The organism is Streptomyces sp. NPDC005878, from assembly GCF_040629815.1.
GTDB lineage: Bacteria > Actinomycetota > Actinomycetes > Streptomycetales > Streptomycetaceae > Streptomyces.
The window spans coordinates 239,718-253,758 of the sequence record NZ_JBEXWK010000005.1 but is presented as its reverse complement, the minus strand read 5'-3'; the positions used below and the strand labels follow the sequence as shown (position 1 = coordinate 253,758).

Sequence of the window (14,041 nt, the reverse complement as noted above, 5' to 3'; positions counted from 1 at the left end):
GGGGGGTGGGGCAGGCCCCCACCCGGAGGGCAGGCCCCTACCGGGAGGGCAGGCCCCTACCGGCCGCCGTTGTACGGCCCGTACGGACCGTCGCTGCTCGATCCGCCGCGCCGGCCGCCGCGCCCGCGCCCGCCGCTGATCGCCCGGACCGCGGGACGGACGTCCACGATGTAGACGATCACCGCCACCGCGCCGATGACCGGCAGGAAAGAGAGCACCGGGAACAACACGCTGACCAGCAGCGCGATGGCCAGGATGATGAGCCAGAACGGCTTGGTCTGCTTGTCCACCGCACGGAACGCGTCCTCCCGGCGGAAGGCCGCGTCCACTAGCGCGAACAGGCTCAGTGCGGTCAGGGCTGTACTGAGCAGCCACATGAACCCCGTGAATCCCTGCATCAGCACGGTCGTCCGCCACCTTTCCCGGGCTCGTCCCTACGCGGCCAAGGTACCCGTCCAACGGGGCGGACACCGCAAGGGTGCCCGCCGCCGCGACGGACCGGGGTCACTCGGAGGGCTTGGCCGCGGGCTTCTTGGCCGTGCTCTTGCGCGCGGCGGGCTTCTTCGCGGACCCGGACGCGGACGCGGTCGGGGAGGGGGACGGGGAAGCGGACTCCGGCTCGCTCGCGGTGCCGGCCGGAGCGGACGGGGCGACGACGGGGTCGTCGGCCCGGACACCTGCCCCGGTCGCGGCCCCGGTTTCGGAAGACGCCGACGCGGGCGTCGTCGCCGGACCCTCGACGGCCTCGGCGACCACCAGGATCTCCTCGGCGGCCTCGCCGCGCCACTTCTTGACGGCGGCCTGCCCGTGCTCGGCCACCTTCTCGTACCCCTCACGGCCCTTGACCAGCGACTCGACCGCGAGGCCGACCGCCTGGAGCGCGAGGTGCTGGACGGAGTCGCCCAGCTTCTTCACGTCGCCGTCGAGCGCGCCGACGACCTCGGTCACCTTGGCGGTGACGACGGCCTGGGCCTCCTTGGCCTGGGCGACGACCTTGTCCTGGACGACCTTGGGGTCGGTCCTGCGCACGGCCTCCAGCCGCGCCGGGACCTCGCTCTGGATCCGCTCCACCAGGCCCGGGATCTTCTCCGGGACCTTCGCGGCCTGCTTGGCGCCGAGGTCGAGCGCGCCGGCGACGAAGAAGAGGGGCTTGGGGTCGGTCAGGGCATTACGCAGCTCATCGGTGACAGCCATGCTGGTTTCCTCCCGGATCGGTACGTGGGTCAGCTCGTGGGAGCCGAGGCGGCATCGCCCATGTCGCCGTTCTCACCGTTTTCGGCGTTCTCACCGTTTTCGGCGTGCCCGGCGTTCTCACCGCTCTCGGCGTTCTCACCGCTCTCGGCCTTCCCGGCGTTCTTGCCGGGCTTCGGCCCCGCGGCCGGAGCAGGTGCGTCCGCGTCGAGCCCGTTCTCCTTGCGGAAGGACTCGTAGATCTGGATCAGCACCTGCTTCTGCCGCTCGTCGAGCGAGGGGTCGGCGAGGATGGCACTGCGCGTCCCGGCCGCGTCCGGCTCGCGTTCGTCGAGGATCCCGGCCTGCACGTACAGCGTCTCGGCGGAGATCCGCAGCGCCTTGGCGAGCTGCTGGAGGATGTCCGCGCTCGGCTTGCGCAGCCCGCGCTCGATCTGGCTCAGATACGGATTGGACACGCCGGCGGCGTCCGCGAGCTGCCGCAACGAGAGCTGGGCGGAACGCCGCTGCTCGCGCAGGAACTCGCCGAGACTGCCGACGTTGAGCGATGCCATGCCCCGATACTGCCTGCTCGCCGCTAACTATTGCAAGCGACTGCTTGCAATAGTGTGCCGCGCCACGTTCCGGGCCGCGTTCCGGGCCGCGTTCCGGGGCATGGCCCGCCCCGCCTCAGACCCGGCTCGCCTCCACATCCAGCGTGATCTTGATGGTGTCGCCGAGCGCCGCCCCGGTCGGGCCGCCGGTGACGCCGAAGTCCTTGCGGCTGAGCTGGGTGGTCGCGGAGAAGCCCGCCACCGAGCGGCCCTCGTACCCCTTACCGAAGCCGTTCAGCTCCAGGTCGAGGGTGACGGGGCGGGTGACGCCGCGCACGGTCAGCTCGCCGTCGACCAGGAAGCCGTCACGGCCGCCGCGCCGCACCCCGGTGGAGCGGAAGGTCATCTCCGGGTACTTCTCCGCGTGCAGGAACTCCTCCGACCGTATGTGGGCGTCGCGCTGGTCGTGTGCCGTGGAGACCGACGCGATCCTGATCGCGGCGCGGACCGAGGACTCCAGCGGGTTCTCGGCGAGCACGATCTCGCCGTCGAAGTCGTCGAAGCGGCCGCGCACGTTGGCGATGCCCAAGTGCCGTACGGAGAAGGCGATCTCGGAGTGGATCGGGTCGATCGCCCAGGTGCCGGTCTCGTAACCGGGCAGGTCGGCCGCGGAGACGGCCGGCTCGCCGGCCGCGGACGACGGGGAGGAAGTGGCGGACATGCTGGTACCCCCTGAAGACGTAAGCGTCGAGTGGTGGAGTGCTCGCGGTGCCGTGCGCCGCCCCGCGCCCCCGCGCGGGGCCGGCCTCACCCCGCGTAGGGCTCGGCCTCTTGCTTGAACCATCGACAACATAGTGAGTCGGGGCCCCGCGCGCAGCCAACTCCCCCAGGGATTCCGCGTGTTGGACGCTTCACCGGGCGCGTCAAAGCCGCAGCGCGTCCGGCAGCGGTCTGCTGTGCAGGACCTCCAGCCGGGACACCGCCCGGGTCAGCACCACGTACAGCCGGTGCAGGCCCCGCTCCTCCGCCTCGGCGATCGCCGCCGGTTCCACGGCCACCACGTGGTCGTACTCCAGGCCCTTCGCCATCGTCGCGGGCAGCACCGTCACCCGGGCCGCCGCGGTCGGCTCGTCCGGCTCCGCCGTCGCCACGCCCGCCGCCGCGAGGGCCGCGCGCAGCGCCGGTACGTCCGCGTCGCGCGCGATCACGCCCACCGACCCCTCGTGCGCGAGCGCCGCCCGTACGGAGTCGGCCACCGCGGCCCGTACGTCCTCGACCCGCCGCACCGCCAGTTCCCCGTCCCGGCGCAGCGAGCGGGAGGGCGGTACGGCGACGCCGAGCGCCCCGAGCAGGCCGTTCGCCAGGGCCACGATGGCGGCCGGGACCCGGAAGCCGGTGGCCAGCGGGACCACCGGGGTGTCCGGTTTGCCCAGGTGCGCCAGGTGCTCCGGCCAGTCGCGGGCCGCCCACGGCGTGGTGCCCTGCGCGAGGTCGCCCAGCACGGTGAGCGAGCCGAAGCCGGAGCGGCGGGCGACGGCCCGGCACTGCATCGGGGAGAGGTCCTGGGCCTCGTCGACGACGATGTGGCCGTATCCCCGGGGGCGTTCGATCAGGCCCGCGAGCTCGTCGAGCAGGATCTGGTCGGCCGCCGACCACTTGGCCGACTTGTACGAGCGCGGTGCCCGGCTCCACACCAGCCGCTTCCGCTCCTCGTCCGTCAGCACCCCCTCGGCGGCCTCCGCCAGCGCGTCCGGGTCGGTGAACAGCGCCGCGAGCACCTCCTCGGGCGCGACCTTCGGCCAGGCCGCGTCGACGAACGCGGAGACCGGGCGGGCCCGCGAGATCCGCTGGAGCCAGGTGTTGTTCATGGGCCCGGCCCGGCGCTCGGCCGCCAGCTGGATGACGCGCACGGCCCGGCTGCGCACCCGCTCGCGGCCCACCGCGTACGGGGGCGCCTCGGCCCGCACCTCCTCGACGATCCCCGCCAGCTCGCCCGCGCCCACCCGCCACCGGTAGGACCCGTCGGGCACCTCGACCGCCTCGAACCGGCGGGACGGTCCCGCGACCCGCGCGTACAGCGCCCGGTGCAGCACGCGCGCCATCCGGACGTCGTGCTTGACGACCGCCGCGGCCTGGTCGTCGACGGCCCGCACGGGCGTGCGCGCGACCTCGTCGTCGACCGTGGACTGCCGGATGTCGATCTCGCCGAGGGCGGGCAGCACCTGGGCGATGTAGTGCAGGAACGTCCGGTTGGGGCCGAGGACCAGCAGGCCCCCGCGCTGGATGCGCTGCGGGTAGGTGTAGAGCAGATAGGCGGCCCGGTGCAGCCCGACCGCCGTCTTGCCGGTGCCGGGCGCGCCCTGGACGCACAGGGACCGGCCGAGCTCCGACCGTACGAGGTCGTCCTGTTCGGGCTGGATGGTCGCGGCGATGTCGCGCATGGGGCCGACGCGGGGGCGCTCGATCTCGGCGGTGAGGATGGCGCCGGGCGGCCCGTCCCCCTCGGCGGGCCCCGCCGCGCCCGGCCGCTCGTCCTCCAGGCCGGTGAGGTCCTCGGGGGCGCCGTGGCTGCCCGGGGCCCAGCCGAAGCGGCGGCGCACGGCGACGCCGAGCGGGTCACGGGCCCCGGCCTGGTAGAAGGTCCGCGAGACGGGCGCCCGCCAGTCGACGACCAGCGGGGGCGCGGAGGGGTGCTCGCTGATGCGGCGGCGGCCGATGTAGTAGCGCTGCCCGGCGTGGTCGCCGCGGGCCTCGCCGTCCTCGAAGTCCAGCCGCCCGAAGAACAGCGGGCTGTCCGGGTCCTGCCGCAACTCCTTGGCCCAGCTGCGCAGTTGGTAGCCGAGCACCTCCGCGTCGGCGCCGGAGGCGAAGGCGTTCTCGCCGGTCACGACCCGCTCGTCCGCGCCTTCGGCCATGGCGCGCAGGGCCGCGCGGCAGGCTTCGTGGTAGGCCCGTTCCCGGCTGAGTTCGCGGTCGAGTGGCGTCATGCCGTCCAGCATAACGCAACCGGGTTACATTATTTACTCGGTAACGAATTCTCCGGGGAGCGGGCCGGGTCCTGCTACCGGGCTCCCGGCTTCTGGCCTCCCGGTCTCCCGCTCCCGCTGCTACTGCTACTGCTACTGCTACTGCTACTGCTACTGCTGCTCCCGCTGCTCAGGCGTACCGCCCCAGCCCCTCCCTCAACTGCGCGAACGCTTCCTCCGCCGCCGCCACCGCGCCCTCGTACACGTCCTCGGCGCTCTCGCCGGACTGGATGCGGCGCCAGTTCTCGTCCGCGAGGATCCGCTGCACGGCGATGATCTGACCGGCCGCGAGACGCGCCCCGATGTCCGTGCCCAGGGCCGCCGCGAGCGCCCCCTCGGCCCGGCTCTGGTAGGCGAACAGCCGCGCCACCAGGCTGGGGGTGCCGTAGAGCAGCCCGTGGTAGGCGCGCACCCGGGGGTCGTCGTTCAGCCCGGTCACCGGGTCGCGGCCGGCGAGCCCCGCCAGGAAGTGGCGGCGCAGCGCGGGAAGCGGCGCGAGCCCCTCGTCACGCCCCTGGGCGACCACCCGCGCGGCCTCGTCCTCGTGGTCGGAGAACCGGTGCAGGGCCAGGTCCTCCTTGGCCGGGAAGTAGCGGAAGAGGGTCGGCTTGGAGATCCCGGCGGCGGCGGCCACCTCCGCAACCGGCACGTTGTCGAAGCCCTTCTCCAGGAAGAGGGCGATCGCCACGTCCGAGACGGCCTGGTACGTCTGCTGTTTCTTCCGCTCCCGCAAACCCATGGGGTGAGCGTACGGGGAGGCGGGGGCGGCCCGTGCTTGACCTCAACCGCGCTTGAGGCCGAAGACTCCGGATCAAGGAAGCGCTTCGCGGTTCCTGGCGGATTCAGCGACTTCGACGGACGTACGACGGGGATGGGTGAGCGGCATGCGCGTGGCACAGGTGGAGGAGTTCGGCGGCCCGGAGGTACTGGTTCCGGTGGAGCTGCCGGACCCGGTGGCCGGACCGCACGAGGTGGTGGTCGCGGTCGACCACATCGACACGCTCTTCGTGCAGACGCAGATACGGGCGGGCGCGTTCGGCGAGTACTTCGACGTCCGGCCGCCGTACGTGCCCGGCGGCGGCCTCTCGGGCACGGTGACGGCGACCGGGGCGCAGGTCGACCCGGCCCGGTGGGCGGGGCGCCGGGTGATCGCCGCCGTCGACACCGGCAGCTACGCGTCGCTGGCGGCCGTCCCGGTCGCCCACCTCGTCCCCGTCCCCGAGGGGCTGGGGCTGCGGGAGGCGGCGGCGCTGGTCCACGACGCCGTGACCGCGCTGGCCCTGCTGGACCTGACGGCCCTGAAGGCGGGCGAGACGGTCCTGATCACGGGCGCGTCCGGCGGCATGGGCACGCTCCTGGTCCAGCTGGCCCGCTCGCGGGGCGCGCGGGTGGTGGCGGTGGCGCGGGGCGAGCGGAAGCTGGCGCTGGTACGGGGCCTGGGCGCCCACGAGGTCGTGGACGCGGCGGCCCCCGACTGGCCGGAGCGGGCGGCCGAGGTGCTGGGCGGGGCGGGCGCGGACGTGGTCCTGGACGGCGTGGGCGGCGAACTCGGCGCGGCGGCCTTCCCGTTGACGGCCGAGGGCGGCCGCTTCTCGGCCCACGGCGCGCCCACGGGCCAGGGCTTCGCCCCGGTCGACCGGGCAGAGGCGGCCGCCCGGGCGGTCACCGTACTCGGCATAGCCGACGTCCAGCTCACCCCCGACCACCGCGTCACCCTGGCCACCCGAGCCCTGGAGGAGGCGGCGGCGGGCCGACTGCGCCCGGTGATCGGGGCGGTGTACCCACTGGAGCGGGCGAGTGAGGCGCACGGGGCGGTGGAGGGCCGGGGGGTGGTGGGGAAGGTGCTGCTCAGGGCGTAGGGGGGGCGGGCAGGTGTTCCTCACCGCGGGAGGGCCGGGCCCGGGAGGGACGGGGGCGCGGGGATACAGGGGCGCGGGGACGCGGGGGCGCGGCGGCACGGGGGCAGGGGGACGCCCGGACGCCGAGGCACGGGGACGCCCGGACGCCCGGACGCCGAGGCACGGGGACGCCGGGGCACGGGGACGCCGGGGCACGGGGACGCCGGGGCACGGGGACGCGGGGACGCCCGGACACCGGGACGCGGGGACGCCCGAACACCGGGACACGGGGACGCCGAGGCCCGGACGCCGGGGAGGCCGGGGCACGGGGACGCCCGGACGCCGGGACGCGGGAATTGGAGCGCCGAGGGACGTACCGGGCTAGCCCCGCCGCCGCACCCGCTCCCGCAGCCAGTCCCCGTACGCCGTCCGGATCCGGGCGCGGCTGGGGACCTCGGGCAGGCCGAGGGCCTCCTTGGCGGCGGCCAGCACCCGTTGGATCCTGCCCGCCGCCCGGGCCAGCCGCAGACGGCTCGGGCCCGGCCCGGCGCCGGCCCCCGGCGGGCCCGCGACGACACCCGCCACCAGGGCCAGCGCGCCCGCGCCCGCGAGCAGCGCCGCGGCCGTACGGATCACGTCCGTGTAGACGGACTGCGCCCGCTTGAACGCCAGCAGGTGCGGCAGGTCCCGCTCCCAGCCCTCGCAGGCACCGGGACGGGCGGCCCCGACCGCCTCCCGCCACACGTTCTTGACCCGCCGCGCGTCGCACTCGGGATAGTCCATCAGGTGCAGATGGGTCGCCAGCTCGTACAACGGGTCCCCGATCATGGCCAGTTCCCAGTCGATGAACCAGAGGTCACCCGCCGCGTCGACGATCAGGTTCCTGCGGTGCAGATCGCCGTGCACGAGGGAGAACGGCCGCTCGGTCAACCGCGCGGCCCGCTCCCGCAGTCCTTGCAGCGACATGGCCGAAACACCCAGGCTGTCGAATAGCGCGCCGAACTCCGCCACGTGCTTTCCGTAGACCTGGAACCGCGTGAAGTCGATCAGCCCGCCGAGGAAACCCGCGCTGTCCCCGTCCCGGACCGGAGGCGGCGGACCGTACCCGGGGCCGTATGGCTTCTCGGGCAGCAATTCCAGGGAGAGTTTCCCGTGCTCGACCGCGGCCAATTCCCCGAAGAAGACCCCGAGTTGGTCCATATGGCGCCGGGAGAGGCGGCCGAGCCCGTATCGCGCACGGGGGAGCGTGCGCCCCTCGATGAAACCCTGGAGGAACAGCCCCTCGGTGAATTCCGCGCAGTGGGGAATACGGGAAACCCGGCCTCTGAGCGCCATCAGAAGCGCGTCTTCGGAGGCGAAGGTACGCCGGTCGAACCAGAACAGATTCTCCCGCCGCTCCCGCAGTTTCCCGCGCGTGTAATGCGCGCCGAGCGGGTTCCCCGGCGGGAGCACGATCGCGTACGCCTCGTGGTGGTGCCCCTGGAGGGGCCCGGTCACCCCCCGGTCTCCGTCCCGGCTGAGCCCGGCCGCCTTCAGCCGGGCCGGGGACGTCTCGGTTGCCATCGTGTCGAGCCTTCGGGTGCGGCGCGGGTCGGGCCGCGGGAGGACGGAGGAACTTCAGCGGACTGTACCGAGCCGCCGGATCCGGCAGTGGAGGATCCGGATGTGTTCACCGGGGTGTCGTCCGGGCCGGTTCGTCCGGCGCCCCGCGACACCTCGGCGCCTACCCGCTCACCTGCTCAGAAGCTCATGGAGCGACTCGACCACCGGCACTCGCTCGTACCATCGCCCCTCAGAATCCTGTTCGCCGGATTCTCGGCTCTTCCCAGCCGGCACGAAGGCGATGAACGGCACCCTGAGCCGGGCGGCGGCGGCGCGATCCTTCTCCGAGTCCCCGATCATCACGGACTCCCCCGGCGCGGACCCCGTCGAGCCGAGGGCCCGTCGCAGGCAGTCCGGGTCGGGCTTCAGCTTGGCGATGTCGGCCCCGCGGCCGTGGACGTGCGCGCCGAAACTGTCGGTCAGGTCCATCCGTCTGAGGTACGCCCCCACCGCCTCGGCGGAATTGTTGGTGGCGATGCCGAGCCGGGTCTCCACGGCCCCGAGTTCCCTTATCAGGTCGGCCGCCCCTTCCGTCGGCTCGGCCGACTCGGCGGCGCGTTCCTCTTGTTGGGTGAGACGTTTCTCCAGTTCTCTCACCCACCGTCTGCCGTGCGGGCTCTGCTCGACCAGCCCGAGATAGCCGAGCGGATCGGCCGCGTATTTCCCGGGCGGGACCCTCACGTCGAGATCGCGTTCCAGCCAGGCGCGGAGGTCGTCCACCACATCGGCCGCGGTGTATTTCGCGAAGAGGTCGCACACGGGCCCGTCGAAGTCGAAGATGACGCATTGGGCGGCGTCGAGGAGATCGTGCGGGTCGTCCACAGCACTCCGTCCGTCGAGGAGGAGGCAGAATAGCGTCACCCCGTCCCCCATACTGCCCCGTCCACGCAACTGGCCCTTTCCGGCCGCCACTTCCCCCCTGCGCCTTTCGTCAGCGTCCGAGGTCGAGGCTGGTGGTGATGGTCTCCCAGAGGTTGTCGAACCACCGTTGCGAGCGGTCGACGAAGGCCGCGTCCCGCGCGCCCGCGCTGCGCAGGAACTGGAACAGCATCGACTGGTTGCCGAGCGAGTCGAAGATCTCCACCGAGGTGTCGGCTATCTGCTGCTGGCGCTCGGTGATGTCGTAGTAGCCGAAGAGCGCCTCGGAGCCGTTCAGCAGGTACAGCTTGATCGGCGAGGTGAGCGGCAGCGCCTGGAACTCGATGTGGACGTCGATCCCCTCGACGATGTGCAGCGCTTCCAGGTTGTCCCGCAGGACGATGCCCTGGGTGTTGCGCTGGCTCAGCCACCGTTCGTGGACGAGCCGGTCGTCGGCCGCCGAGCGGCGCACGGGCCGGGGGAAGGCGAGGTTGATGCCCCGGTCCGGCAGCAGGATGCGGACGTGGACCGAGGCCGGGCGGAACACGCCCGCGTGGATGGCGGCGAGCGGCTCGCCCAGCGCCAGGTTGAGGGTCTCCGTCGTCAGGCACACCGCGTCGATCCGCACCTCCTCGGCCCGGAACGCCTCCGCCACCCGGGGGCTGAGCACGGCTGCCGTCAGCTTCGGCTCCTCGTCCGCGGGCCGGGAGGCGGCCGGCTCGGCGCTGGCGATCCTCGCCGGGGCGCCCTTGCGGCCCTCGGTGATGAGCCCCTGCTCGTGCAGCTGCCGCAGCGCCTGGCGCACCACCGTCCGCTCCACCCCGTAGTGGTCCACCAGCCAGGCCTGGGTGGGCAGTTTGGCGCCCACCGTGAGCTCGCCCGCGCGGATCCGGGCCCGCAGCGCGGCGGCCACATCGTCGGGCGTGCGCCTGGCGCCGCCGCCGTCCGTCACCTCAGGTTCCGACGTCACACCGGAACGCTACAACTATCCGACAGCCGAGGGGAGTTGTTGCGAAGTTGGTTTATGGCTCTTGAGGTAGCGGGACAACTTGAGAAAGTTGTCCGCCAACTTGGTGAAGTTCGCGCGGAACCTTCACCAGGCGGACCTCTCGGGGGAGGGACTCCATGCCCATGACCGCTCTCATACTCGCCCTGGCCGTCATCGCCGCCGAGAAGCTGGTCCACCACCGGCTCGGTGTCGTCGGCAGCGTGGGCATCGTCCTGCTGACGGTCGGCCAGCAGACCGGCGAGGACACCTTCAGCCTCATCGGCGCGGCCGCCGTGCTGGCCGCGCTCATCCCGCAGAAGACCGACACATGACCCCGCCCGCCCCCCTCAGAACATGTCCGGGCACCAGGCCCGCCGCCCCGTCCGCACGAGGGCGTCCGCCTTCTCCGCTGCCCCCGCCGTCTCCTCGGCGACCCGGCCCAGCGCGGCCAGTCGCACCGCCGACTCGTCTCCCAGGTACAGCGCGCCCAGCTCCCGTACGTCCAGGGTCAGATCCGCGGACTCGGTCGTCGGCGCGCAGGACGCGCCGGACGGGTCCGCGTCCAGGCGGTAGCGGCCCGAGGAGAGGCCGGACGCGTCCGTGACCTGCAGGACCAGGGTGCCTGCCGCCGCGTACGTACGCGCCTCAAGGGCTCGTACGACGTCCAGCACCCGCACCCACAGGAAGTCCGCGTGCGTCACGATCCTCGCCGCGCGCGGGTCCGGCAGGAGCAGCGGGAGCAGGTCGTCGGGGGCGCGGTAGCCGGTACGGACCCTGGCTATCCAGTCGATCGAGCAGACGAAGTGCCACAGGGCGCGCTCGGCGGCCGGGGTCAGCCCGAACAACTGGCGCACCGTCGCGGTGTTCAGTGGCTGCTTGGCGTCGGTCCACGTCTCGTCCGCGTGGTAGGCGGCCAGGCCCTCCACCTCGCCCCGCGCCGAGCGGTGGACCGCCCAGAACGGCTCGGTCCAGGGGTGGTCGTCGCGGGTGGCCGCGCCCGTGGCCAGGTCCCACCAGAGCGCGTCGCGGGTCACCGCGCCGGGCTGCCGGGCCCGGAAGCGCTCGAAGAGCTCGGGCCCCAGCTTGCGTACGTCCTCGGAGGCGACCAGTTCGATGGTGCCGCCGTCCCCGGGGCCGGACCAGCGCGGGTCCAGGCCCGCCCGGCCCGTGTCGACCTCCCACTCGGCGGTCCAGGTGGCGGGGCCGAAGCCGTACCGGCCGTAGATCGGGTACTCGGCGGCGATCAGCGTCGACACCACGTCGCCGCGCTCCCTCGCCGCCGCCAGGTCCTCGGCCATCATCCGGCTGAGCAGACCGCGCCGGCGGTGGGTCGGGGCGACGGCGACGTTGGTGACCGCGCTCGCCGGGACGGCCGCGCCGCCCACCACCGTCAGCTCCTGGGCGAACGAGCGCAGCGCCGCCACACAGCGGCCGCCGTCGAAGACGCCCCGCGTACGCGAGAGATCGCTGTGGGCGAGCCGGCGCGCCCGGTCGTTCTCGGTCACCACCGGCGGGCGCAGGAAACCGGTGTTCACCGTCCGCAGCCAGTCGGTGAACTCGGCTTCGGTGACGGAACGCAGATCGAGGGAGGGGGCGGAGGCGGGCACGGGAGCGGCTTGCTGACGCGTCGGGCTCATGCCCGCCACGCTAAACACGCCCCGGCCCGCCTGTCGCCCCAATTTCCGTGGCCCCGGCGGGGCCGGGGCGTGTCGTGAGGGTGGCGCCGTCCGCCCGAAGGGCGGGACGCAGGCGGGACTTTCGCGACACGCCCCAGGACTAGAACGCCGCCCGGATCTCCCCCACCCGCTCGGCCCCGCCCAGCAGCGGCGCGCTGCCGATGCGCTCCACCACCGGGCCGTCCACGCCCAGCAGCCGCAGGGCGCGGGCCAGGACCGGGCCCAGCGCGCGGGCGGCGCCGTCGTCGACCTTGAAGGCGAGCGCCCGGCCGTCCGGCAGCGCCACCGCCTGCACCGCCTCCGCGCCCATCTTGGACAGCACGCCCGGCACCTCGCGCATCAGCCAGGTGTCGGGGCGGCGGGTGCCCGCCACGTACTCGGGGTGCGCGCGCATCGCGTCCGCCACCCGGCGCTCGGGCGTCCCGGGCCCGGCCAGCACGAACGTACGGAAGGCGCGGGCCAGGCCCGTCAGGCTGATCGCCATCAGGGGCGCCCCGCAGCCGTCGGTGCCGACCGTCGCCACCGGCTCGCCCGCCGCCGCCTCCACCCCGTCGTGGACGAGGCGCTGGAGCGGGTGGGCGGGGTCGAGGTAGGACCGCTCGTCCCAGCCGTTGAGGCGGCAGGCGGCGAGCATGGCCGCGTGCTTGCCGGAGCAGTTCATGGTGACCCGGTCGCGGACGTGGCCCGCCGCGAGGTACGTCTCGGCCTCGGCCGGGTCCAGCGGCAGGTCGGGCGGGGTCTGGAGGTCGTCCGGGGTGAGCCCGTGCTCGGCGAGCATCTTGCGGACCAGGTCCAGGTGGAAGCCCTCGCCCGAGTGGCTGGCGGCGGCGAGCGCGAGGCGCTCCCCGGAGAGGTCGAGCCCGGCCCGCAGCACAGCGGCGGCCTGCATGGGCTTGTTGCTGGAGCGCGGGAAGACGGGCGCCGCCGGGTCGCCGAGCGCGAACTCCACGCCGCCGTCGGCCCCCAGCACCACCAAGGAGCCCCGATGGTGGCCCTCGACGAAACCGGAACGTACGACTTCGGCGAGGACCGGGGATATGACGGTGTCGGTGCTCATGGTGGGTGCCTTCCGGGGCTGGACCGCCCCGTGACCTTGGAATCGTCGGTCAGATGAGCAGGTCGTCTACTTGTGCTTCCCCTTCACGGTACCTGCGGGCGATCTCCGCGCTGCAATCGTCGGCGGTCCGCTGGAGGTGCTGGCGGCGCCGCGACACCTGCTGCTCGTAGCGGATCAGGCGCCCCATGGCGGTGTGCAGCTCCTCGTCCGTACGGGCGTCGAGGTCGGAGAGCTGGACCTCCGCGTCCATCTCGGCCGCCAGCCGCCGGTACTCGGCGCTGCGGGGCGTGGAGAGCGTGACGTGGCGGGCGGAGGCCCGGTGCGGGGAGGGCGCGTCCGCCAGGATCTCGGAGAGCCGCTCCACGACGGGCGTGTGCGGCCCGGTGCGCCGGGCGAGCTCGGCCCGCAGGATGTCGATGCGGCCGTGCAGCAGCCGCCGTACATAGCTGAGGTCGGCCTCGTCGCTCTGCGACCGCCGCCGCAGACCGCGCAGCTCCGGCAGCCGCAGCGCGGTCAGATCGTGCTCCGTGGTCGCGGACAGGTGGTCACCGGCACGCTGGACGGGTGGTCGCGACACGGCCGCCCGCCCGGCCGACGTGCTCGTCCGGGTCAGCGAAACGGGGCCGGGCGACTGCTGCCCGGCGCCAGGAGTGCTCATGTGTCCTACCGTCCCCTCGACCGGTGCGGGATGGGGCGCACCGGCTGTCAGCATCGTGCCACTCCCCGTGGTGCATATGCAGACCCACACCACCCGTTCGGCCCCCGTGGGGCCGGATTGGTGCGTGGAATAGGTTGGGTCCCATGCGAGCGGTGGTACAGCGGGTCGACGGCGCGAGCGTCGTCGTGGCGGGCGAGACGGTCGGCGAGATCACGGGCGAGGGCCTGTGCGTCCTGGTCGGGGTGACCCACGGGGACACTCCCGAGAAGGCGGCGCAACTGGCCCGGAAGCTGTGGTCGGTGCGGATCCTGGCGGACGAGAAGTCCTGCTCGGACGTGGACGCCCCGCTTCTGGTGATCTCCCAGTTCACCCTCTACGGCGACGCCCGCAAGGGCCGCCGCCCCACCTGGAACGCGGCGGCCCCCGGCGAGGTGGCCGAGCCGCTGGTGGACGAGGTGGTGGCGCGGCTGCGCGAGCTGGGCGCGACCGTGGAGACGGGCCGTTTCGGCGCGGACATGCGGGTGTCCCTGACCAACCACGGCCCGTTCACGGTGCTGGTGGAGGTGTGACCCCTCCACCCCACCGCCGCCTGCCCACAACGGAGGCGACGGTTC

15 protein-coding genes are annotated in these 14,041 nt (G+C 73.4%); 3 read left to right on the top strand and 12 right to left on the bottom strand.

What is annotated here, in order from left to right; translation table 11 throughout:
• Window positions 1-56 precede the first annotated feature (56 nt).
• From ABZ404_RS11735 to ABZ404_RS11710, 6 genes are all read right to left on the bottom strand, one after another.
• Window positions 57-398, bottom strand: a complete 342-nt coding sequence (locus ABZ404_RS11735; protein ID WP_358833367.1) for a DUF2516 family protein — start codon at window positions 396-398, stop codon at window positions 57-59.
• Window positions 399-504: 106 nt separating this feature from the next.
• The gene (locus tag ABZ404_RS11730; RefSeq protein WP_358833349.1) at window positions 505-1,194 is read right to left on the bottom strand and encodes a hypothetical protein; all 690 of its coding nucleotides are present in this window, start codon (window positions 1,192-1,194) and stop codon (window positions 505-507) included.
• Window positions 1,195-1,223: 29 nt separating this feature from the next.
• A complete protein-coding gene (locus ABZ404_RS11725) occupies window positions 1,224-1,745 on the bottom strand; it encodes a helix-turn-helix transcriptional regulator (RefSeq protein ID WP_358833348.1) in 522 nt (173 codons plus the stop codon).
• Between the two features lie 115 nt (window positions 1,746-1,860).
• Window positions 1,861-2,445: a YceI family protein gene (locus tag ABZ404_RS11720; protein ID WP_358833347.1), complete on the bottom strand. Its 585-nt coding sequence runs from the start codon at window positions 2,443-2,445 to the stop codon at window positions 1,861-1,863.
• Window positions 2,446-2,647: 202 nt separating this feature from the next.
• Window positions 2,648-4,711, bottom strand: a complete 2,064-nt coding sequence (locus tag ABZ404_RS11715) for an AAA family ATPase (protein ID WP_358833346.1) — start codon at window positions 4,709-4,711, stop codon at window positions 2,648-2,650.
• Between the two features lie 169 nt (window positions 4,712-4,880).
• Entirely contained in the window at window positions 4,881-5,489 is a 609-nt protein-coding gene (locus ABZ404_RS11710) for a TetR family transcriptional regulator (protein WP_358833345.1), read from the bottom strand.
• Between the two features lie 145 nt (window positions 5,490-5,634).
• Here ABZ404_RS11710 and ABZ404_RS11705 point away from each other — a divergent pair, with 145 nt between their 5' ends.
• Window positions 5,635-6,609, top strand: coding sequence for a zinc-binding dehydrogenase (locus tag ABZ404_RS11705; protein WP_358833344.1), 975 nt, complete (start codon window positions 5,635-5,637; stop codon window positions 6,607-6,609).
• A gap of 360 nt (window positions 6,610-6,969) precedes the next feature.
• Here ABZ404_RS11705 and ABZ404_RS11700 read toward each other — a convergent pair whose 3' ends face one another.
• The 3 genes from ABZ404_RS11700 to ABZ404_RS11690 form a co-directional block, all read right to left on the bottom strand.
• On the bottom strand, window positions 6,970-8,151 hold the full coding sequence (locus tag ABZ404_RS11700) for a phosphotransferase (RefSeq protein ID WP_358834044.1): 1,182 nt from the start codon (window positions 8,149-8,151) through the stop codon (window positions 6,970-6,972).
• A gap of 168 nt (window positions 8,152-8,319) precedes the next feature.
• Window positions 8,320-9,012 carry an HAD hydrolase-like protein gene (locus ABZ404_RS11695; RefSeq protein ID WP_358990338.1) on the bottom strand — a complete coding sequence of 231 codons (693 nt, stop codon included), beginning with the start codon at window positions 9,010-9,012 and terminating at the stop codon, window positions 8,320-8,322.
• Window positions 9,013-9,121: 109 nt separating this feature from the next.
• On the bottom strand, window positions 9,122-10,018 hold the full coding sequence (locus tag ABZ404_RS11690) for a GntR family transcriptional regulator (protein ID WP_358834042.1): 897 nt from the start codon (window positions 10,016-10,018) through the stop codon (window positions 9,122-9,124).
• 161 nt (window positions 10,019-10,179) lie between these two features.
• Here ABZ404_RS11690 and ABZ404_RS11685 point away from each other — a divergent pair, with 161 nt between their 5' ends.
• Window positions 10,180-10,368 (top strand): hypothetical protein, encoded by a 189-nt coding sequence (locus tag ABZ404_RS11685; RefSeq protein ID WP_358834041.1) that lies wholly within the window; start codon window positions 10,180-10,182, stop codon window positions 10,366-10,368.
• Window positions 10,369-10,383: 15 nt separating this feature from the next.
• On the opposite strand, the gene ABZ404_RS11680 is transcribed toward ABZ404_RS11685, so the two are convergent.
• The 3 genes from ABZ404_RS11680 to ABZ404_RS11670 all read right to left on the bottom strand — a co-directional run bounded on the left by ABZ404_RS11680 (window position 10,384) and on the right by ABZ404_RS11670 (window position 13,427).
• On the bottom strand, window positions 10,384-11,673 hold the full coding sequence (locus tag ABZ404_RS11680; protein WP_358834040.1) for a GNAT family N-acetyltransferase: 1,290 nt from the start codon (window positions 11,671-11,673) through the stop codon (window positions 10,384-10,386).
• Between the two features lie 139 nt (window positions 11,674-11,812).
• Window positions 11,813-12,769 carry an asparaginase gene (locus ABZ404_RS11675; protein WP_358834039.1) on the bottom strand — a complete coding sequence of 319 codons (957 nt, stop codon included), beginning with the start codon at window positions 12,767-12,769 and terminating at the stop codon, window positions 11,813-11,815.
• Between the two features lie 49 nt (window positions 12,770-12,818).
• Complete coding sequence (locus ABZ404_RS11670; RefSeq protein ID WP_358834038.1) at window positions 12,819-13,427, bottom strand: ABC transporter substrate-binding protein; 609 nt, start codon at window positions 13,425-13,427, stop codon at window positions 12,819-12,821.
• Window positions 13,428-13,570: 143 nt separating this feature from the next.
• Between ABZ404_RS11670 and dtd the strand changes: the two genes are divergently transcribed.
• Entirely contained in the window at window positions 13,571-13,996 is a 426-nt protein-coding gene (dtd, locus tag ABZ404_RS11665; RefSeq protein ID WP_358834037.1) for a D-aminoacyl-tRNA deacylase, read from the top strand.
• The last annotated feature ends 45 nt before the right edge of the window (window positions 13,997-14,041 follow it).

Excerpts from the sequence above, each read along its gene's own strand:
- ABZ404_RS11735 (WP_358833367.1), bottom strand. The coding sequence starts at position 398 with ATGCAGGGATTCACGGGGTTCATGTGGCTGCTCAGTACAGCCCTGACC.
- ABZ404_RS11730 (WP_358833349.1), bottom strand. The coding sequence starts at position 1,194 with ATGGCTGTCACCGATGAGCTGCGTAATGCCCTGACCGACCCCAAGCCC.
- ABZ404_RS11725 (WP_358833348.1), bottom strand. The coding sequence starts at position 1,745 with ATGGCATCGCTCAACGTCGGCAGTCTCGGCGAGTTCCTGCGCGAGCAG.
- ABZ404_RS11720 (WP_358833347.1), bottom strand. The coding sequence starts at position 2,445 with ATGTCCGCCACTTCCTCCCCGTCGTCCGCGGCCGGCGAGCCGGCCGTC.
- ABZ404_RS11715 (WP_358833346.1), bottom strand. The coding sequence starts at position 4,711 with ATGACGCCACTCGACCGCGAACTCAGCCGGGAACGGGCCTACCACGAA.
- ABZ404_RS11710 (WP_358833345.1), bottom strand. The coding sequence starts at position 5,489 with ATGGGTTTGCGGGAGCGGAAGAAACAGCAGACGTACCAGGCCGTCTCG.
- ABZ404_RS11705 (WP_358833344.1), top strand. The coding sequence starts at position 5,635 with ATGCGCGTGGCACAGGTGGAGGAGTTCGGCGGCCCGGAGGTACTGGTT.
- ABZ404_RS11700 (WP_358834044.1), bottom strand. The coding sequence starts at position 8,151 with ATGGCAACCGAGACGTCCCCGGCCCGGCTGAAGGCGGCCGGGCTCAGC.
- ABZ404_RS11685 (WP_358834041.1), top strand. The coding sequence starts at position 10,180 with ATGACCGCTCTCATACTCGCCCTGGCCGTCATCGCCGCCGAGAAGCTG.
- ABZ404_RS11680 (WP_358834040.1), bottom strand. The coding sequence starts at position 11,673 with ATGAGCCCGACGCGTCAGCAAGCCGCTCCCGTGCCCGCCTCCGCCCCC.
- ABZ404_RS11675 (WP_358834039.1), bottom strand. The coding sequence starts at position 12,769 with ATGAGCACCGACACCGTCATATCCCCGGTCCTCGCCGAAGTCGTACGT.
- ABZ404_RS11670 (WP_358834038.1), bottom strand. The coding sequence starts at position 13,427 with ATGAGCACTCCTGGCGCCGGGCAGCAGTCGCCCGGCCCCGTTTCGCTG.
- dtd (WP_358834037.1), top strand. The coding sequence starts at position 13,571 with ATGCGAGCGGTGGTACAGCGGGTCGACGGCGCGAGCGTCGTCGTGGCG.